The 21,134-nt window shown below is 43.4% G+C and carries 18 protein-coding genes; 14 read left to right on the plus strand and 4 right to left on the minus strand.

All coding sequences use genetic code 11. The features are described from left to right. Positions 1-29 precede the first annotated feature (29 nt). The 11 genes from cbiB to AACW90_RS16850 all read left to right on the plus strand — a co-directional run bounded on the left by cbiB (position 30) and on the right by AACW90_RS16850 (position 11,294). On the plus strand, positions 30-962 hold the full coding sequence (gene cbiB / locus AACW90_RS16800; protein ID WP_390236750.1) for an adenosylcobinamide-phosphate synthase CbiB: 933 nt from the start codon (positions 30-32) through the stop codon (positions 960-962). Beyond that, entirely contained in the window at positions 962-2,023 is a 1,062-nt protein-coding gene (cobD, locus tag AACW90_RS16805) for a threonine-phosphate decarboxylase CobD (protein ID WP_390236752.1), read from the plus strand. Before cbiB ends, cobD begins: the two co-directional genes overlap by 1 nt. Continuing rightward, the gene (cobU, locus tag AACW90_RS16810) at positions 2,016-2,582 is read left to right on the plus strand and encodes a bifunctional adenosylcobinamide kinase/adenosylcobinamide-phosphate guanylyltransferase (RefSeq protein ID WP_390236754.1); all 567 of its coding nucleotides are present in this window, start codon (positions 2,016-2,018) and stop codon (positions 2,580-2,582) included. The genes cobD and cobU overlap by 8 nt, the downstream gene beginning before the upstream one ends. 2 nt (positions 2,583-2,584) lie before the next feature. Beyond that, complete coding sequence (locus tag AACW90_RS16815) at positions 2,585-3,604, plus strand: nicotinate-nucleotide--dimethylbenzimidazole phosphoribosyltransferase family protein (RefSeq protein WP_390236756.1); 1,020 nt, start codon at positions 2,585-2,587, stop codon at positions 3,602-3,604. Between the two features lie 41 nt (positions 3,605-3,645). Next, entirely contained in the window at positions 3,646-5,112 is a 1,467-nt protein-coding gene (locus AACW90_RS16820) for a cobyric acid synthase (protein ID WP_390236758.1), read from the plus strand. Between the two features lie 11 nt (positions 5,113-5,123). Beyond that, entirely contained in the window at positions 5,124-6,443 is a 1,320-nt protein-coding gene (locus AACW90_RS16825) for a cobyrinic acid a,c-diamide synthase CobB (protein WP_390236760.1), read from the plus strand. Beyond that, positions 6,437-7,003 carry a histidine phosphatase family protein gene (locus AACW90_RS16830; RefSeq protein ID WP_390236762.1) on the plus strand — a complete coding sequence of 189 codons (567 nt, stop codon included), beginning with the start codon at positions 6,437-6,439 and terminating at the stop codon, positions 7,001-7,003. Before AACW90_RS16825 ends, AACW90_RS16830 begins: the two co-directional genes overlap by 7 nt. A gap of 119 nt (positions 7,004-7,122) precedes the next feature. Next, entirely contained in the window at positions 7,123-8,223 is a 1,101-nt protein-coding gene (locus tag AACW90_RS16835; protein WP_390236764.1) for a tetratricopeptide repeat protein, read from the plus strand. Positions 8,224-8,259: 36 nt separating this feature from the next. Further along, complete coding sequence (locus AACW90_RS16840) at positions 8,260-9,897, plus strand: 4Fe-4S dicluster domain-containing protein (RefSeq protein ID WP_390236766.1); 1,638 nt, start codon at positions 8,260-8,262, stop codon at positions 9,895-9,897. Next, entirely contained in the window at positions 9,897-10,214 is a 318-nt protein-coding gene (locus AACW90_RS16845) for a VcrB family reductive dehalogenase putative membrane anchor (RefSeq protein ID WP_275137241.1), read from the plus strand. The genes AACW90_RS16840 and AACW90_RS16845 overlap by 1 nt, the downstream gene beginning before the upstream one ends. Positions 10,215-10,424: 210 nt before the next feature. Beyond that, positions 10,425-11,294, plus strand: coding sequence for a helix-turn-helix domain-containing protein (locus tag AACW90_RS16850; RefSeq protein WP_390236768.1), 870 nt, complete (start codon positions 10,425-10,427; stop codon positions 11,292-11,294). Between the two features lie 95 nt (positions 11,295-11,389). On the opposite strand, the gene AACW90_RS16855 is transcribed toward AACW90_RS16850, so the two are convergent. From AACW90_RS16855 to AACW90_RS16870, 4 genes are all read right to left on the minus strand, one after another. Beyond that, positions 11,390-13,663, minus strand: a complete 2,274-nt coding sequence (locus AACW90_RS16855; RefSeq protein WP_502226698.1) for a YjbH domain-containing protein — start codon at positions 13,661-13,663, stop codon at positions 11,390-11,392. After that, positions 13,660-14,439, minus strand: a complete 780-nt coding sequence (locus AACW90_RS16860) for a capsule biosynthesis GfcC D2 domain-containing protein (RefSeq protein WP_390236772.1) — start codon at positions 14,437-14,439, stop codon at positions 13,660-13,662. The genes AACW90_RS16855 and AACW90_RS16860 overlap by 4 nt, the downstream gene beginning before the upstream one ends. 3 nt (positions 14,440-14,442) lie before the next feature. Next, complete coding sequence (locus tag AACW90_RS16865; RefSeq protein ID WP_390236774.1) at positions 14,443-15,129, minus strand: YjbF family lipoprotein; 687 nt, start codon at positions 15,127-15,129, stop codon at positions 14,443-14,445. 129 nt (positions 15,130-15,258) lie between these two features. After that, entirely contained in the window at positions 15,259-15,513 is a 255-nt protein-coding gene (locus tag AACW90_RS16870) for a hypothetical protein (protein ID WP_390236776.1), read from the minus strand. 333 nt (positions 15,514-15,846) lie between these two features. Between AACW90_RS16870 and AACW90_RS16875 the strand changes: the two genes are divergently transcribed. The 3 genes from AACW90_RS16875 (at position 15,847) to AACW90_RS16885 (ending at position 20,956) form a co-directional block, all read left to right on the plus strand. Next, entirely contained in the window at positions 15,847-17,196 is a 1,350-nt protein-coding gene (locus tag AACW90_RS16875; protein WP_390236778.1) for a capsule assembly Wzi family protein, read from the plus strand. Positions 17,197-17,269: 73 nt separating this feature from the next. Next, a complete protein-coding gene (locus AACW90_RS16880; RefSeq protein WP_390236780.1) occupies positions 17,270-19,891 on the plus strand; it encodes an SLBB domain-containing protein in 2,622 nt (873 codons plus the stop codon). Positions 19,892-19,978: 87 nt separating this feature from the next. Further along, positions 19,979-20,956 (plus strand): Wzz/FepE/Etk N-terminal domain-containing protein, encoded by a 978-nt coding sequence (locus tag AACW90_RS16885; RefSeq protein ID WP_390236782.1) that lies wholly within the window; start codon positions 19,979-19,981, stop codon positions 20,954-20,956. The last annotated feature ends 178 nt before the right edge of the window (positions 20,957-21,134 follow it).

The raw sequence follows: 21,134 nt of genomic DNA on the forward strand, positions 1-21,134 counted from the left end.
CTAATGTTGAGTTGACCATAGGGGAGAGCATGTTAGTTAGTGCGGTTATCCTTGTGGTTGCCTTGTGGTTGGATCGATGGTTTGGAGAACCAAAACGGTTCCACCCATTGATCGGTTTTGGGCGTATGGTAAATAGCCTTGAAAAGATGTGCCGGGCGTGTTCGTTCATTAGTGAGAAACAGCAGGGTGTACTTGCGTGGATAATGGCGGTTATTCCCGTTGTGGCCACGACGTATATTTTTTTGGCATGGGTCGCGCAGATATCTTTGCCATTATGGTTCGGGCTGAATGCGATAGTGGTCTACCTGACCATCGGTGGGACAAGTCTTATCGAACATGCGCAGAATATCTATCGACCACTAAAAGCGGGTGATATAGATCAGGCACGTTATCATGTGTCGATGATTGTCAGCCGGAATACCGACAAAATGATTGAAAAAGAGATCACCTCTTCAACGATTGAATCTGTTTTAGAGAATGGAAATGATGCCGTTTTTGCTCCTATGTTTTGGTTTTTGATCTTTGGCGCACCGGGTGCAGTGTTATTTCGTCTTGCTAATACGCTGGACGCCATGTGGGGCTACAAGAATAAACAGTATTTGAGTTTTGGTTTTTTTAGCGCAAAAAGTGATGATCTTCTCGGTTGGATTCCGGCTCGTCTTACCGCGGTGATTTACGCGTTTCAAGGTAACTTCGGTAGTGCAATGCAGTGTTGGCGGGAACAGGCAAAACAGTGCAGCAGCCCAAATGGTGGCGTCGTGATGACCGCTGGTGCTGGTGCGTTGCAAGTGATGATTGGCGGACCCACCTATTACCATGGCGTACTGCACGACAAAAAACCGATGGGCATAGGTAAACCTGCGCAATGGCAATCTATCCCCGAGGCCAATCGATTGGTCTCTCGTGGGAGTTTTGCTCTCGGTTATCTCTGGTTAATTTGTGTCATCGTAGGAGTAAGTTGATGGCGATTAAACATGGTGGCAATCTGAATAAGATAGCCGCTGAATATGGTACAGACCCAGAATGTTGGATTGACCTTTCAACAGGTGTGAGCCCTTTTACCTATCCAATAGGCGACATCCCTCTTTCTGTTTGGAACCAACTCCCTCAAAATAATGATGGTTTGGAAGTGGCGGCTAGGCGTTATTATGGCGGATTTTCTGACCCGGTTATTGTCGCAGGGTCTCAGGCCGCCATTGTCTCTCTACCCGCGGTTCTTACTAAAGAAATGGGTCGTTGTGGCACAATATCGTTACCAAGGGTTGGTTACAAAGAACACCAACATGCATGGACACGATTTGAACAAGATTCATGTGGCTGGAATGTACTGTTTTATGATGATTTTCCGTCGGAACAACAGGTTGCAGAAAGTGACGTGGTGTTGATTATCAACCCCAATAACCCGACAGGTAAGTTTAGTTCTAAGAACGCACTCGCAATAATCAGCCAAAAAATGCAAGAGAAAAAGGGTTACCTTATCGTCGATGAGGCTTTCGCTGACTGCACACCAGAGATATCGATGCTGAGTACTGACGAGCAACAGAGTAGCTTGATTATTCTTCGATCGGTAGGTAAGTTTTTTGGGCTAGCGGGGGCCAGAGTGGGTTTTGTTTTTGCGTCGGAAAACATTAAAGGGTCACTAGAAGCATTGCTTGGTCCGTGGACGGTTACAGGTCCCGCTCGCTGGGTGATGAAAAAGGCATTATCCGATCACCAATGGCAAAAAGAGGTCGCACATCGTATCAAGTCAGCATCTATTCGATTGAGTGGTCTTTTGGGGGAATATCTCGACGATAGAACATCGGTTACGGATCTCTTCATCACTGTTTACCTAGATGAAGCGGCTATATGTCATGATTTTCTCTGCCAACAACACGTGTTAACACGCCTTTGTGATGAGAAAAATGCGCTTCGCTTCGGTCTGCCCGCAGATGAAACCCAGTGGAAAAAACTGGAATCAGCGTTATATTTTTTGGCAAGGAATAGAGTCGCTACACGCAACAAGGATCCTATCTATGAGTGAGTTAGAAACCAGCATAAACGCTATAGATGCTGACGAAACCGCCGATGTTGAACTGGTACTTGGCGGCGCACGGTCTGGTAAAAGTAGTTATGCAGAAAACAGGGCTAAAGCCTGTGGAAAAAGAGTCATTTATATCGCGACATCTGAAGTCAGAGATCAAGAGATGGCGAAACGGGTAGAAAGACACAAAAATCAACGACCGTCCGAATGGTTGGTTGTTGAAGAGCCGTTTAACTTGTCTAAGACCCTAATGAAGTGCAGCGATGAGAGCAACTGTATACTGGTCGATTGCCTGACACTTTGGTTGAGTAATTGCCTATTTGGTGAGCAGCCAAGAGAGTGGGCAGAGATCAAAGAAGAGTTCATTGATACGCTAAAGGCACTACCCGGACAAGTCATTCTGGTCAGTAACGAGGTTGGCTGCGGTATTATTCCGATGGGTGAGATGAATCGCCGATTTGTTGATGAGGCGGGTTGGCTTCATCAAGCCATTGCTGCGCAGATCCCAAAAGTTACCCTTGTGACCGCCGGATTACCATTAACGCTGAAAGGAAATTAACGATGACGTGGTTGAATTACATTACCTTGAATTCTGTTGCGCCCGTTCCTAACCTGCATTTAATCAGTGATGCTGGTGCGGGTGAAGGATTAATGCAGCTTCATCCAACCAGAGACACCGAGCTCATTGCCTGTGGTAAAGCCAACACCTTTTTAAATGGAGAATATTTGCCTTCGCCTCTGTTGGGTAATGGTTCGGTTACTCCAGCGATATTGGTTCATGGGCTTTTTAGTGCTTTGCAAAAGAAAGGGTTCAAAATTCGTCTTCATTGTTATCAACTTGGTTTGGACAATGTGCCAGATTTTAGTGATAGCAACATGGACGACGTGGTCATTCACTCATGCAAAACAGGTGATGAGTCCGCCCTAATTCAACAGGTTCTTGTGCCGGAACTCCGTCGACAAAATCTAGAGAAAGAAGAACATCTGATTGCGGAATCTGGAATAGGTGGTACGACATTCGCGACACTTTGGTTACGACGCTTACTCGACGAATCGCTCTGGTTTTCGGGGAGTACTAAAGACCCAGAAAAGTTAATTAAAAAATCTCAAGCTGTCGATGATTTATGGAAGAAATCTGCGCTATTGGACCGCGATGTGAGTGACTATGTTAATAATATGGAATGTTCAGACCCAACTCAGCGAGCGTGTTGTGCTTTGCTTAATGCCGACCTGAACGCCCTTAACTTTGCAGGGGGGACAATGGTCTTTGCCCCTGTTATTGCCATGAATGGTAAGACTAAATCAAAGAATGTTTCTGTTGCGACGACCCGTTGGATGCTTGATTCTCACGACTCGAAAACAGCCGCCAATGCGCTACCGGATGAGTGCAGTTTAACCACCCCAAAAGTGGATTTTCTTCAGTCAAAATTTGACGCTATTCGGATGTACGAAAGAGGGTATGTCGTTGAAGGTTGTGGTCTAGGAGCGTGTCTGGTCTTTGCAGAACAACACGGTCTATCACACATTGAAATAATAGAAAGTATGGATAATGCGGTTGCACATTGGTTTACTGAGGTTTAGATAAGCCTACTGGAAAAAGTATGGCCCTAGGAGATAGAAAAATGCAGTCTTGCTCTAAAGCATTAATGGTTCAGGGAACCACCTCTGACGCGGGTAAAAGCGTTCTGGTTGCTGGACTTTGTCGAGTGTTAGCCAGAAAAGGGGTCAATGTGGCTCCATTTAAACCTCAAAATATGGCATTGAACAGTGCGGTTACCGCAGACGGCGGTGAGATAGGGCGTGCTCAAGCCGTTCAGGCTTATGCGTGTCGCGTAGAACCCACCACCGATATGAATCCTGTATTGTTGAAGCCTAATTCCGATACCGGTGCGCAAATTATTGTGCATGGCAAGGTATTAACGGATATGGATGCAAAGGGCTATCATAACTATAAGCCTAAGATGATGCCGTATGTTATGCAGTCGTTTGACCGATTGCAAAGCACGTTCCAAACCGTCGTTATTGAAGGGGCAGGTAGCCCTGCTGAAATCAACCTACGCGATCATGATATTGCCAATATGGGGTTTGCTGAAGAGGCCGATATTCCTGTAATTATTGTTGCAGATATCGACCGTGGTGGTGTCTTTGCACACCTTTATGGCACGTTGGCATTGCTAAGTGAGTCAGAGCAAAATCGAGTGGTTGGTTTTGTTATTAATCGTTTTAGAGGGGATATTGCGCTTCTGGTGAATGGTTTGGAATGGCTGGAAGAAAAGACAGGGAAACCGGTTATTGGGGTATTGCCTTATCTTCATGGGTTGATGTTGGAGGCTGAAGACGCGATTGATGTCAGCCAGTTAAACAATGATGAAACGCAATTGAAAGTGGTTGTGCCTGTACTGCGACGTATCAGTAACCATACCGATTTTGATCCATTGCGAATGCACCCTAATGTCGATCTTGTCTTTGTTGGTAAACATCAACCTCTGCCTGCGGCCGACCTGATTATTATTCCGGGCTCAAAAAGTGTCCGCAGTGATTTAGCCTATTTACGGGATCAAGGTTGGGACAAACAGATTGAACGTCACCTTCGCTTCGGTGGGAAAGTGATGGGTGTTTGTGGTGGATACCAAATGCTAGGCGAAAAAATATCGGATCCGTTAGGGATTGAGGGTGAATGCGGAGACAGCAAAGGCTTAGGTTTTCTGCCATTGGAAACAGAGCTTAAAAAAACCAAGCAACTCAAGCGGACCAAAGGAAGTTTGACTCTCCCGGGGCAAGAGACCGTTGATGTGTTTGGTTACGAAATACACGCGGGTGAAACCAAGGGCGTGACCGAAGATGCACCGCTAACACTCGAGGATGGTAAAGATGGCGCGATGGGGTTCGAAGACCAAGTGTTTGGCAGTTATCTACATGGCATCTTTGAGTCACCTGATGCCTGTGGCGCTATTCTTCGATGGGCTGGATTAGAAGAGGCTAAGGGGTGTGATTTTGCTCAGATGAGAGAAGACGGGATCAACCGTGTTGCTGATGCGATAGAGCAACATCTTGACCTGAAAAAACTTTGGCCGGATCTGGACTTGTAGGAGTAAGTATCATGAATGTCATTAAAGAAAGCTGCCCTGCATTAGTTGTCGCCGCACCGAGCTCTGGTAGTGGTAAAACCACGGTGGTCGCTGCCATTGCCCGTCATTTCACCAATCAAGGAAAGAAGGTTAGGGTATTTAAAACCGGGCCTGATTTTATTGATCCTAACTTTCTTTCGTTTGCCTCTCGTCAACCGGTGTATCAGTTGGATTTTTGGATGTGTGGAGAGGAGCACTGCAAACAAATGGTGACGGAAGCCGCTAAAGATGCCGATTTAATTCTGATAGAAGGCGTTATGGGGATGTTTGACGGACAGTGTTCTAGCGCAGATATTGCCGCGACACTTGGTATTCCAGTGATGGCGGTTATTGATGCAGGTGCAATGGCTCAGACATTTGGTGCCGTTGCCTACGGTTTAGCGAATTTTCGTGACGATATTCAGATGTTCGGTGTTTTTGCAAATCGAGTCGGCTCTGCTGGCCATGCTGAAATGCTCAAAGAATCGCTGCCGGATTCGTTAGAATTTTGTGGTTATTTGCCCAAGAATAGCGGACTTACGTTACCAGAACGGCATTTGGGTTTGGTTCAGGCACAGGAATTAGAAGACCTTGATGAGCGATTAGACCTTGCAGCTGAATTGATTGCTCAAACTGGAGAAATACCATTACCACCAGCCGTAGAATTTACATCAACAGCCCAAATTCGAGTGAAACCGTATCTAAAAGGCACGACCATTGCCATTGCGAATGATACGGCGTTTAGCTTCCTCTATCAGGCGAACCTCGATCTATTAGAGGAATCTGGAGCTGCGCTTACGTTCTTTTCTCCAATCAATGGTGAGTCTCTTCCCGTGTGTGATTCGCTTTATCTGCCAGGAGGTTATCCTGAGTTATATCTTGACGAATTATCATCAAACCTCGAACTGAAATCTCAGATTAGAGCCCACGTGGAGGCGGATAAACCGGTTGTCGCAGAGTGTGGTGGAATGCTCTATCTAAACCAAACGTTGGCGGGTATTGATGGACAATCAGCATCAATGTGTGGTGTGTTAGATGCTGATTCGCAGATGCAATCGTCATTGGCTGCCCTCGGTTTGGTTGAAGGCGAGCTAGCAAAAAAGCAGGTGTTGCGAGGCCATACATTCCATTATTCTAAAACGGAATCGAAGGAACCGCAGTTATGTATGCCCGTTTCACAGCGTGGTCGCAAGCTTGACCCTGTTTGGAGACATAAAAAGGTTATCGCATCCTATATCCACTGGTACTTTCCTTATAACCTTCCGTTGGTGGCCAAAATGTTTAAAGGCGAGTTGCTTGGAGATGGATGTTGAGGTTTGTATTGATTCGCCATGGGCAAACAGAATGGAATTTGGAAAGAAGAATTCAAGGTTGCCTCAACAGCGATCTCACAAAGGACGCAATAAGTAAGCTTAAACAAATAGAACTCCCTACGCTCCGTTACCCTGTTATGTATACAAGTGACTTAGGTAGGGCTTGTGAGTCAGCACGGATTATTGCGAGCCTTATTGGTGTTGACTTCACACAGGATTTTCGCTTGCGCGAGCGTAAATTTGGTGTGCTTGAAGGCAAAGTAATCAACCAGGAACACCAACTACGCGAACAGTGGCAGGCCTATCACCAACGCTATACAAAAAAGGTAGGCAATGCGTTCGATTTTGAATCTGAAGCCGAATTTGAACAGCGTATTTGCTCCTTTCTGTCAGAGTTAGATAAGCATCCTTCTCACTCAGATGTTGTCATCGTCTCTCATGGCGAGTGGATACGAGCTTTTATTAATATTGTAGAAGGGATCCCCTCATGGCATGGCGGTCGTGGTATTGAGGACAATGGATCGCCTGTTATTATTGATATGCTCGTCGAGATAAATTGATATTTATCAATGTTAGCCCTAACGGCTGATTTGTATCCCCCACCTTACTATTTCTACCTTTAGCCCTTAGCCTAATTCTATACCCTACTCATAATAAGGTTATATGGGATAGAAAATTAATGGACCACATTAAGGCGAGTTGGGTAGAAGAATTGTTTCTCATTCTAGATATCGATGCCACTAAACAAGAGTGGCAGCGTAAGGTTGAAGAGACCTTGCACTCATTGAAAAATGAAGTGCAGTTTATGGTGTCGACATTAAATAATAATGAAAATCAGCTTATTCAAGAGGCGCAGAAGCGCGTAACCGGTTTTTATATCAATGGGTCAAGAACCAATCTGACGATGGATATAAGGGTGATAGCCAGTGAAATTCTCCTTCGTAACCAACAACCAGAACTTGCACTCACTGTATTGCAGCCGATAGAAATGGACGGAAGCAGCGAATATCTGATCAACTTTGGCCGTGCTCTGATGCAGATCGGTATTCTTGATCAGGCTAAGCAATGCTTTATGAATGCCTGCGAAAAGAACCCAGATTCACCCGAACCATTTTTTCACTTAGCGTTCTGCTCAAGTGTCAGCGGAGATACAAAAAGCGCGGTTGGTTTTTACAAGGAAAGCCTAGATAAAGACCCGAAACATATAGGCAGTTTAATGAACCTTGCCTATCTCTATTACCAGCTTGAACAGTTTGAACCTGCCATTGAATACGCTAGGCAAGTTATCGAAACGGATAAAAATAACCCCGGTGGTTATCTCACGATGTGTGCCTGTCTTAATGCAACTAAGCGCTTTGTCGACAGCGCTAGCTATATTGAAAAAGCACGTAAGTTATGTGGTGACAACATTCTTGAGTTGGACGAACTTGAGTGCGTGATCTGTTATGAGCGTAAACAGTATCAGAGAGCGGTTGATCTGGTTACTCGTTATCTGACGGCTTACCCGAAAGCCATTGACTTACGTTATATCCGTGGAAATTCAAATATACAACTAGAAAACTGGAATGACGCTCTGATCGATATGGATGAGCTGTTGTCTCTAGAACCATTTGATACACAAACCCTCGAATCGAAATTTATTGTCCTGTATCAGGCTAAGCGTTGGCCGGAAGCGGAGATTGCGTATATCAAGCTGTTAGAAAACGCACCCCACCTGAGAGTTCAATATACAAAAGAATATACAGAAATCAGAACAAATTTAGCAATTGTGATTGGGTAATCCTTCGGTTTACCCTTACTTTAAGGAAGCAGTTAAATGAAAAAAGACGATAAAGCGGAGAATCCAAGCCGTCGCGATTTTCTCAAGATGGGGGGAGCAACCGCAGCGGTGGCGACCGTCGGCGTAGGAGCCGCGACAGGTTTTGTGTTAGGACGGGAGCCTGATCAAGATACGGGTTGGGGAAGAACTGCAGCTGGAAAAGACATGTTCTTTGATCGCGAACCGTTTCGGGTCGACATCGCGCCCACATTGATTAAGGTGGGCACACAACAACGTCCAGAAAGGGAAGATTTTTTATTCAAACGTCTCGGCATGATCGGTGGTGCGATACAAAGCGGTTGGGATCCTGCTGGTGGGTGGCAAAGTTGCCCAGATGAACGTGTTGTTAATTACTACCGTAAATTTCCTGCTCGTTGGCCAGAGATCGTTGAAGCATTTAAACAGGGCGCTATCTCTGCAAAGATGCAACATAAATATTTGGATCGCTTCGTCATTGCACATGCTTATGATCATGCTAACAATGCCTCAATGTATGGCCAAAATGGGGTGGAAATCAACTGGCCTCTTCCCCCTCATGGTGACCCTTCGGTTGCTGACTTTAAGAGCATCTATGATGACCAGTATGGCGACCCATCGGCAGGTCGTGTTGGCTTAAAAAGCTCGGGATTGGCGAGTGAAGAAGATAAGGCCAATGAAAATCGTCCAATAATTAAGAAGCGTGAATTTAAGACACCGGCTCATGCGAGTAAATTGATTAAAAAGGTGGCTCATCAAATGGGATGCAGCTTCGTTGGTATCACCGCCATTGACCCGGATTTCATCTTTAAAAATATCATGCGTGGTGTTGAAAATGATGGCGAAAACTGGGGCGATAAAATTCCGGATCACTGGAAATCGGTCATCATTCTTGGCGTCCCAATGAGCTGGGATGGCATGTACGCGGCGCCGGGTTACGGTACGTCTTATGAAGCCTATAGTGAAGTGCGCTTTGCCGCCGGTAAGTTAGAGGTATTCTTAAATCGTCTTGGTTGGGCAGGGCGAGCCATGGTTCCTGGTGGGGATTATGAAATGACGTTGCCGCCGCTAGCGGTAAAAGCTGGGCTTGGAGAGTCGGCTCGAAATGGTTGTTTGATAACGCCAGAAGTAGGCCCCAATATTCGTTTAGCATGTGTGGTCACGGACCTAGAGTTTGAGCATGATAAGCCTATTGATATCGGTGTTCGAGACTTCTGTAATGAATGCAAAATCTGTGCGACATCGTGTCCAAGTGGGTCGATTAGTTTAGCGGACGGACCTGATACAATACAACGTGGTTATAAGATCTTCGAGTTCAACCAAGATAGCTGCTATCGCATGTGGTCGTCATTGCCTTCTAATGGCCAACAAGGCTGTCGGGTCTGTATTGCGGTCTGTCCGTATACGCGCCGTAATAACTGGATCCACACCTTGGTTAAAGAAGCGGATCCGCGAGACCCAACAGGATTAACACGAAAAGCATTATTAGCGATGCAACACAACTTTTTTTACTATCCCGATGCAGAGTCTTATGCCGCGCCACATAATGGAGGTCGATTGGCAAACTACCATCAACCACCCGAATGGTTGCGTTCGGAAGAGTTCTTCAAAGGCATTGATAAAGACTGGGACTATGACGGTAACTGGGAGGGTTTCTAATGTTTCCACAATCAACGATTTTAGATCCAATTTTTTGGATGGTACTTGGCGCCGTGCAGGTGTTTATCTATCAGTCAGCTAAGCTATGGGCTCAAGATTATGGCCTTAGTATGAATGGCTGGAAATGGACATTGGTAATGGGTTGGTGGTTTTCTCTTATCCTCACCATCGCCGGTGCATTTACGCTGCTTGGCGAGAATGAAGGTAATGCTGGTTGGTATTTCCTTGGTTTCGTTGGGACGGCAATTATCATTGGAGGCGCGATTTTGCTAAAAATTCTCTTAGTTTTGAGTGAAAAAGCAAAACTGACGGCGTAATGTCATACTAACCCCTCCACTCGGTAACATGTGGAGGGTTTTCCTCTCTTTTCTCTATTCTAAAAATAGTTCAATAACCTGATTGATATCAAGGTCATTACCAATGGCAGAAATGTATCCTTCAAGGGTCTAAATAGACCTTTAGCCAACGCTTGAATTGGCTATCCTATAAACCCAGATAGATGAGCTAACCATAGATAGAAATCTAGTATGATAGAAAATATTTGTTTTGATAACGATAACTACTTGATGGGTATTAGTGTTGGTAGCATAAAAAACCTTATTTTTCGTAGAGGTAAGGACGAATTGACGAAACCTCATCGAGTCGAGTTTTACGCGTTGATCTTGATTACAGAAGGTACTGGTTACCACTATATTGATAACAAACTTTTCCATTGTCGGCCCGGTACTCTGTTGGTGTTAAGCCCCCATCAAGTCCACTATTTTGATTCTCATTTCCAGTGGGATGGGTATGTTGTCACCTTTCAGGACTCGGAAGTTTTTCCGGTTGATAATTTATCTGCAAACTTCGCGATTACGAAAGCGATCAGAAGTGTTGACAACATGAATGATGTGCTGGATTTGGTAGGACGCGAGTTCAGTATGCTGTACGAAGAGTGTCAGGCCCGTCAAGATCTAGTGAGTGCCAGACTGCAAAGAAATCTGTTACAAAGTATTCTATATAAAATATTTTTTAGGCATAACTACAGTCAACAAGAGATGTGTTGCAACAAAGAGTTTGGTTCTTTCCAAATATTCAGTGACTCGGTAGAGAAAGGTTATAATCATCGACACAATGTAAGTGACTATACAGACGACGTGCGGATGTCGGTTAAACGGCTCAATTCAGTCTGTCAAAAAGTGAAAGGTACGTCGGCTAAACAGGTTATCGATGCTCGACTGGTACTTGAAGCGAAACGATTGATTGGTTACACCTCTACCCCTATCTCTGACATTGCATTTAGTCTTGGGTTTAATGAGCCAACAAATTTGGCTAAGTTTTTTAAAAGACACACGAATATCTCGCCAACGGAGTTTAGGAATATGTCTAAGTTTTTCTCTGAGAATAATCCCGGTTAATAAAACTAGTTTGCGGTACTAATAATGGCCGATACTCGTAATTATCACGAATATCAGCCATTGTTCCGCTTTTCACTCGGCCGTCAATCTATCGATTAATGGGAGACAGGTTTTGTAAACCATGGTGATCGAGAATCGGTCACTTCGAATAGCTCATATTTTCTATTCAAGGTTTGCCCACCATCTCTTGTGATGGGTTGCCAATTAAAGCTCGCACGATTACGACTAGGTTTCACCGTCAAGATATCAAGTGGAAACGAGATATAGAATCCTTTGGTAAAGCTACCTTCGCCATACTCGTCTGCAGTAAGATCCGTATAGCTTGCATATGCACCTGCTATTACACCAGAATCAAACTGTTTCGAGAAATCGGCTCGCACCCCTTTGTCTTGTCCCAAAAATTGACCAAAGCCAACTTTAAACTTGGTGTTTCGCAGTAGCTCCCATTCTGGCATGTAGTACAAGTTGACGAAGCCAGTGGTGCCTTTGGAAAGGACATACGCTGCGCAAGAGGTGGTGTAAACCCCATTTTCACAACCGGAGTCAAACTCAAAATAATCGTCAGAGTAGACCGAGAACCAGCTGTTTGGGTCACGTTGGGATACAAGGTTAATATCAGCACTGATTGCCCAGTTAGCGTTTTGTTGACGATACAGAACCTCACCACCAACACCGGCAAACATAGACTCTAAGTAACCGCCGTAGCCCTGAAAATAAATATTTTCGTTAAGTTGCTCGAACCAAGTTAACTGCAAGTTATTCATTCTAAGCGGATTGTCGTGAACATAGTATCTAAACAACGTTCTAACACGCGGAACGGAGAAATTATCGATATGTGGGTCGTCTTCAATATAGTTAAACTTATCGTAGTTATCAGCAAGATTTAGATAGAGAGAACTGCTCAGCTCCAAATTGTTAGTTAACCGGTAACTGGCACTACCTGTAACACCAAGCGCATAAAGGTAGAACCCTTCGGGGCCCCCAAAACTTTGCGTTAATGTTGGTGCAATACCATAAGATAATGGTTCCTGGTAGGAAGCGAGTTGCGTTTCCGGTTTTTTAGACGCAAGGTTATCCTTTCGCACCGTTTCGCCAAACTGCTTTTCCTTAGAGTCTTCCGGCAGGAGAGCGTCGGTAAAACTCGCATCGATATATTCATTGTTAGCAAAAGCATCGAACTTATCAGCATCATAACGGGTTGTTTGTAGCTCTAGATCTCTGTTTTGTTCAATAAAGGTATAGGTGGTGATTTCATTCGATCGATTTTGAGACAAGATTAACGCACTACGTTCATGTGCCGTTTCAGGCGTTCTATATTTTTCTGGTTCACCTTGTACGGTGATATTTGTGCCAGAGGTAGAGATGTTGTTTTGCGCATAACCCGCGTTGTCGTTTATCTCTTCAGCCACCTGTTGCCAATCAGGGTTTTCGGCATTGGCTCGAGGCTTATACGCGGCTTTAGGCGTATCCCGCCAAGTAGAATGCATGTCATTGAAGTTGCTATGCAGGTTTACACCCACTGTTAGCGTGTCTCCGCGTTCGTAACTTACCCGAAAGTCGCCCCATCCTTGAAGTGCGTAAAGTACGCCAACGTTCCAAGGGGTGTGTGGTGCTAAGTCTTTACCCCCAGTTGTAACAGGATAATCTTGACTGTAGTCATTGCTGTCATACTCAACTTTAAATCGAAGTGGTTGGTAAGGGGTTTGGTATTCTACACCGCCAAAAATGGCAGTAGGGCCTTTAAACCAACGTTCAAAGTCGACAGAACCCCCATTATTTTTGTAAGTATCGTCTCTAGTGCAATAGGTGTCCGATGCTTTGCAGAATGGATTGGATATGTTGTCTCGTGTCCCTAGGTAACCCCAGCCGATGCCGAGAGTAAAATCGAGATTGCCAAATCGTTTGGTTGCCGCGACAAACTCACCATCGAACAGCCCTGTACCGCCAAAGTCTCGAATGCCAATGGATGTTTCTGGTATCCAGTCGCTCTCTTTTAACAGGCGGACTTTAAAGTCCATACCTTTGTCTGTGTATTCGTTATCGCCGCTATAGTCATAATTGCTGTTAAATAGCATGTCCTGAACTTGGGTATAACGAATGGTGGTTTCAAGCCACGGCATTAATTGCAAAGAGACAAAGCCGTGGTAGTAATCTTGGTTGAAGGTGCCCCCAAGATTGAATTCGCCTTCTGGTGCCACTCTTCCTGTGGGCATTTGCATTAAACCGACCCCACCAAAATCCGACTGTGAGGTATGCAAAGTAGCATCATTAAATGTGTCTGCGTAAGCAGCACTACTAAACACGGCGGCGCTTAAACATACCGATTTGCAAACAAAACGGAACGAAGAAGTTCTGATATTCATGGTCATTTGGCCTCTTCTTCAAATGCGTTTTCTTGGATAGGTTCCATATACCTAAGCAGCTCCGCGACCTGTTGGTTCAACGAGGCATACTCTTTAGGAAGTGAATCAAAGCCCGCTAAAATAATGGCGCCTGGAGCAAGGTAAGTTTTGTTATTTTGCCAAATGGGATTGGAAAATGAGATCGCATAGCCATCGGGCTGAATGACAAAAACATGGGTAATATCGCTACCAGATGGTAACGAAACAGCGTCTAAATAGGCCAATGGATTTGCACCGTTTTGGTGTGTTACCGGAGTAATGGCTTGCAATGTACCTACCACGTAAACCTGTTTAGGCCGAGGTGGCGTAATCAGCGTATAAGTGCCTTTAAGCAATGGGTTCAATTGGCTTTCTAGTCGAATCTGGTCATTATCTAAAGAAATAAAATAGCGATGGTTGAAGTGGTTTTCATTAATAGCAGTGCGAATACTATCCGCTTTCAAAGCAAATTCTGGATGATATTTAGCGAGATACTCTAGCTTCTCTAAGATTTTAGATTTCTCTATCTTTATATCTTCATTTAGGTCGGGTTGGATCAACTGTGCACGCAACCAAAACGGGGTAGCGTACTGGTTATTAGCCACAAGGCTATTGGTATCCGAAATAACCTGATGTAATCGATAGGTTTGCGGATAGGATAGGTTGACAGAATACTCTGACAAATTGACGGTCAGCGTATTGGCAAAAGCAAAAAAGGTAAAAAAAGGTAAGCTTGCCAATAGATATTTAAATGGTTTTAGCATGGTTTATCCGGCATAAGGTTTAAGAATGGTCATATTGACGCTGGGCATATCAGGACCAATGAATTGGATAGACTTTACGACCTGATGGGTTGATTTATCTAACCAAAAATGATTAGTGAATTCATAATCTAAAGAGGGGATGTACACCTCTTCCTGGTAATAGTTCGTCTCTTTAGTCCATGTTGTTGATGCAATGGTTTGTTGGGAAACAAAGTGCCAATTAATAGTCGCAAGAAAGTTAAAACGATAGTCTGGTTGCCAGTCATAAATGGCTTCCCATGTGCGTTGTTTTGGTTTTTGCCCATCTATCATTAGAGGGTCAGTATTATTTGGGTTAGTCAAACCCGCCAAATTATCGCTTGGTAGTCTAAGTGTTTTGACAAGACGGCCATTTTCGGTAACAAACATGCCGTAGTCTGAACTTGCCCATTTAAGTTGGGTTTGGTCTTTATTGTTGTTGGATTGTTCGACCAAAGCTAAAACAACAAATATTTGAGCGCCCTCATCAATGATGACGTTACTGCTCGCGTACGGCAGTGCGGCGATCTCTTGTTGGGATTTGTTAACATCGTCAAAACCAAACGTTGCTTCATCAAGCGTTGAGAATACGTTTTGGTAGTTTTGGGTACAGCCAGTCATCAATACAGTTGATAAGGCAGTAGTTAGAACAGAAACCTTAAGGATTTTCATTGGTAATAACTTCTATTTAAAAACGAATGTCATCGTACGGGTCACTTAACACGAATGACTTAAAACGGAATATAGTCAAAAAAAGCCATCGACATTTCGTCGATGGCTTTTAGATTGCTAACATCTAGCTTAGTTAGTACCAGTGGTACCAGTGGTACCTGAGGTGCTGTTATCAGAAACAGCAACGGCAGTTACCGCTGCTGCTGCTGCAACGGCAACAACAGTCGTTGTTGCAACACCAGCTGCAGTACCCGCAGCCGCAGCAGTTGTACCCGCGGCAGTGCCACCAGTAGAACCCGCTGCAGCAGTTCCTGCAGTTTCAGTCGCTGCCATCGCTGAGCTAGCAAATAAAGCTAGAATCAGAGCAGTTAAACCCTTTGACATAGTTTTTTCCTTATAAAACATCGATGTTAAAGCCAACGAATAACGGTTGGCGAAAGGAATATAACAAAAAATACATAATTAAATAAGTTCTATTTTTTATTCTGCAATATTAATTTTAAAAATTCATATTGATATAAATGACATTACCTGACTAGTGAATTTAAATATATATATTTTTTGACTTATAGCAATAAATAATTAAAAAACCAATTACTATCTTGTTACTTAATATGAAATATGTTAATTTGCGCGCTTGTTTCATGGAAATGACCATAAATAACATATCATACAGTAAGTTAGGTTGTAATTGGAATGGAATTGGGTAAGCGAAGTATGATGACCATCTTGAACGGCAATGATTTTCATCTCATTGATAAATTGGCAAAAAAAATTGTTTATCTTGTTATTTTTCCATTGTCATTTTCGTTAGAAGCTTCCCCTTGGCTAGAAGCACAAGATCCATTTCTACGCTCATCTATTGTCCTCCTATCCGATGCTGGTAAAATCTCTTCGCCTACCGGTCATTACCCGCTGCGTTGGTCATTGTTTGGCGACGAGTTAGCAACCGATTCGGTTTATCTGCCTGAATTTGTTATTGTTGAAATCAATGAGTTGAAGTACAGTTTGAGTTCTGCCAAATTGAATCGCGGAAATCGCGCTGCTAAATTTGTTGCAGCAAATGAACAACCCATTATTTCTGGTTTTGGAGCATTTGTCAGAGATGAATGGGGCAGTTATTTAAGTTATGAATATCTAGATAACGATTATGCTTTTCGTATTACGTCTGGTTATTCTAGATACAATGAAGAAAATGATATTCGCTGGGATAACTCTTACCTTTCATTAAATGCAGGTGATTGGCTTTTATCAATTGGTAATATTGACCGTTGGTGGGGGCAAGGGTGGCAACATAATTTAGTTTTTGGTTCCTATGCAAAGGCATCACCTGATCTCAGTGTAAGTTATATAAATCAGAATGACTGGTTAGGTATTTGGACATTTGAGAGCTTATTAGAAAAGCCTAATGATGCAATTTTTAACCATCATAGCGCAACGAGAGTAGTCGCGAAGCCATCAAAAAAAGTCACATTAGGCGTAACCTATCAAGCTTGGTTCGATGACGCTAACATTAACAAAGGAGATGAACAGATTGCGTTAGATTCTAAATTGACGTTACCTGGAATATCACTGTTTGATTCAGCATTTCTTTATCATAGCGTTTACGTAGAATTGGCTTCTACCGCTTATTTATCTGAAGTTGGGGCTTGGTTAGTCGGTTGGACTGGTAGCTTTAATGTGGGTCTTCATACTGTTCGTGTTGTATTGGAATCTCAGCATACTACGGATCAACATTCAACAAGTTATTGGCAAGCATCGAACGCTAATGTGGGAATAGGTGTGTATCCAGGGTCTTATAAAGAAGCATCGGTTAATACCTATGAAATGGATGAAAGTTATTCGGTTGCATTTTACCTTCAATTACGTAATGACCATAAGATAAGTTTTAGCTATCAGAAGTCGGAAATTGAACAACAAGAGCGCTCGTTTACACAAACCAACTATCGCCTTCCGGCCTTTGCAGGAATGCTGCACGCAGGTTTAAGTTATTCTCAGTTAAAAGCTGAGACATCACCAAAAGAGAATCAAACAACATTCTGGACTGGTTACGAATTTAGGTTCTAATTATTTGATAAATAGGTATTTACATTGAAAAATAATTTTCTGTCTTCAATCAATATGTCACGTAGAATTTAACATGCTTATAAAAAATATTGCTATCACTTTTATTGTTATTGCTGGCATCGTTAATTTCAGCGCCTTGGCTTATACCCCTACACCTGCTCAAATTAAACAATTCCAAAGTCTGCCTAAAGCTCAGCAGGAGCAACTTGCTCGGCAATATGGTGTGGATGTACGCACACTATTAAGTGGGGACGTCCAGTCTACTGAGCCGCCGATACAACAGATTACGCCAGAGAGGGTGACAGAAACACAAATTTCTGTCGCACAAATACCTGATACCAATACAAGCGAGGACAAACTTAAATCCTTTGGCTACGATGTATTCTCTGGTTCACCGATGGAATTTACGGTGATTGATAATATGCCAGTGCCGTTAGACTACATAATGGCACCTGGAGACGAAGTTACTATTCGACTTTACGGAAAAACTAGCCAAGAACTGAATTTGACCATTGACCGTGAAGGTTTTATTTATTTTCCGACGCTTGGTCCATTATCTGTTGCAGGACAAACTTTTTCGCAGTTACGAGAGTATGTTTCTAACCTAGTGAAGCAGAAAGTGATGGGCGTGGAGGTGGTGGTCTCTATGGGGGCAATGCGCACCATGCAAGTATTCGTGGTTGGTGAAGTTACGCAGCCTGGAGCATATAACGTCAATGGATTAACGTCCTTGACGCAAGCGTTGATTGCTAGTGGTGGTGTTAAAGAGACGGGATCGTTGCGTAAAATTCAATTGAAGCGTAAAGGTAAAACCGTCGCAACTCTTGACCTCTATGATCTGTTGCTTAATGGAGATACATCGAATGACATGAGGTTATTGGCTGGCGATACGCTATTTGTGCCGACCAAACTATCGAATGTCATGTTGAAAGGTGAAATAAATCGGCCGGCTATTTATGAACTTAAAGGTAAAACCACTTTAGGTCAGTTGCTTTCAATTGCCGGCGGGGCCACACCTCGAGCTTATCTATCTAAAGTTAGCATAAAGCGTACTTCCACAAATGGAATGGAGCAAATCACAGCGGATCTTGCGACGGCTGTTGGACGTAAGTTAATCGTGAAAGACGGTGATGAAGTGACTATATCGGCGTCTTCCAATGCATTGAAAAATGCTATCGCGATTAGAGGCGAAGTAGTTCGTCAGGGTGCTGTGCGGTTTTTCTCTGGAATGAAAATAAGTGATGTCATTTCATCAGCAGAAAGTGACTTGAAGCAAAATGCAGATTTAGATTATGCACTTGTGGTGAGAGAAATAAATGCGGACCGTGAGATCAGCGTATTACAGTTTGATTTAGGCAATGTTCTAAATGACCCGAGATCTATCGATAATATTGAACTGCATGAGAGGGACCAATTATTTGTTTTTGATAACGGATTAGCATTAGATTACTGGTTCGGAAGTAATCAAAATAAGAAAGTTATTAGTAATGAGAAGTTGGCGAATAAATCGAGTGAGTTTATAGACGCCTCGACGGGTGGAATCGTAAACGTTGACTCATTAAGCGAGCTCAATGTTCAGAACAAAGATACAGTAACTCGTGCTGATAACATAAAACAAACGAGCCGTGAGTTGCTGCTTAATCCAATAATTGAACGTTTGAAAGCGCAGTCTGCACTACACCATTCTGCAAGCATTATTGAGGTGACGGGAGCGGTCAAGTTCCCTGGGACATACCCATTGCCAGAGGGGAAATCTTTAGATCAAGTCATCAAAGCGGCGGGGGGATTGAGCGATGATGCCTATCTAACCGAAGCAGAAATAACGCGAAAAGAAAGAACGGTAGAAAGTTATCAGGTATCTCATTTTCCATTTGCATTGAAAGAGGCGTTGGATGGGAGTATGTCGGTTACACTTCAACCTTTAGATCATTTGGTCATTAAAACTCAGCCTGATTGGCAGCAAGATATGATCATCGAATTACAAGGTGAAGTAAAATTTCCTGGAAGATATACCTTTCAACGTGGAGATAGGCTTCAAGATGTTGTGGCTCGCGCTGGTGGTTTTACTCAGTTTGCTTACTCAAAAGGGGCGGTATTTAGCCGTGTTCGCTTGAAAAGACAAGAGCAAGAACGCTTAGAGCTATTAAACCTACAATTAAAGCAAGAGATTGGTGGGCTTGCACTACGTCGACAAAATTCATCAACATCTTACGCCTCATCACCTACCGACGCGCTAGCTATTGCCGACGAGCTTGCAAAAACAGAAGCCGTAGGACGTTTGATTATTAACCTAGAGAAAGCGATGACGGGCGATGAGGCGGCTAATGTCATGCTAGAAAAAGGCGACAAACTGTTTATTCCTGCTACAAACCCAACGATAGCAGTAATGGGTGAGGTTCAATTTGCATCTAATCATACATTCAGACCGGGAGAAACAGTAGAAGCATATATCTCGTCGGCTGGTGGAACCAAAAAACAGGCGGATACAGACCGTATTTATATTGTAAGAGCTGATGGCTCTGTTGTTTTACCCAATAATTCATTCTGGTTTAGTAGAAAGGACAAACCTTTGGCTCCAGGGGATACTATTATCGTCCCTATTGATACGGATTACCTCGATGGTTTGAGTACATTGACCTCTGCTACTCAAGTGTTGTACCAAATTGGTGTGGCTTGGAGTGCGGTCAAAGATTAGTTGGTGTTATTTGAGTGGAAACGCTATCGGTTAGATAACGTTTTCATATTATTAGTATTGCTGAGTACCTATTGATAAAGTTTCCTTATGAATATGCGAACGTTACAAGACCCAAATCAACAGCTTTATCCTTATTCAGAGCAGAATTTCTCATCAGAAGCTTCCGATGAGATCGATTTGCAAGAATTATTCATCGCACTTTGGCGAGGGAAATGGGTCATTATTGTTGTTACATTTATTTTTTCTATTGGTGGTGTGTTATACGCGCTTTCGCAACCAAACACCTATAAAGCTGAGGTGATACTTGCGTCTTCTGGCGACGGTGGTCAAAGTGGTATGGCTGCAATGGCCTCACAGTTTGGTGGCCTTGCATCGTTAGCGGGTATTAATTTGGGCGGCGGAACTACCGACAATAGAGGCATGTCACTTGCGGTTCTCCGCTCTCGACTGTTCCTGAATGCGTTTATAAAAAAACATGACCTACTGGTTCCTCTAATGGCAAGTGTCGAGTGGAATGCAGCTACTGGCGAACTGGTGATTGATTCTGATTTATACGACGAAACGAGTCAGCAGTGGATTCGAGAGGTTCCTGTGGGTAAATCAGTAGTGCCTACCGACTGGGAGGCGTATGAAGTTTTCAAGAAGGTATTAGGTAGCGTCGAAGCTAAAGATACGGGCTTAGTGACGCTGTCGATAACGCATTTTTCGCCGATTATCGCTCAGCAGTGGTCTGAATGGTTGGTTGAAGACCTTAATTCGTGGATGAAAGGAAAATCACTGAACGAAACAAAGCGCAACATAGAATATTTAAAGCAACAGATAGAGAAAACGGATGTATCAGATATGCGTTCGGTATTCTTTCAATTGATTGAAGATCAGACTAAGAATTTGATGTTGGCAGAAGTAGAAACTGAATTTGCATTCAAAACATTAGATCCCGCTGTTATTCCTGAAGAGAAAGTAGGGCCAAAACGCGCCCTAATATGTGTGTTAGCGGCATTACTTGGCGGGATGTTAGGTGTAGGTATTGTATTAGTGAGATTTGCATTTCGAAAAAATGATTGAGGTCTAATCTGTCTTCAAAGGCATCAATACTTCTCATTAAAACAGTGAACGCAATATTGGTATAGATCGTCAAAAAATGAACCTACAGCCTAATCCTTGTTTGGAAATAATTTGCCATGTAGACTTCATTTTAAATGATGTCTTCATGTGAAAACCTTCGACAAAGTTATCCGTGCAT

Source organism: Vibrio frigidus (assembly GCF_042465995.1).
In the GTDB taxonomy this organism is placed as follows: Bacteria; Pseudomonadota; Gammaproteobacteria; order Enterobacterales; family Vibrionaceae; genus Vibrio.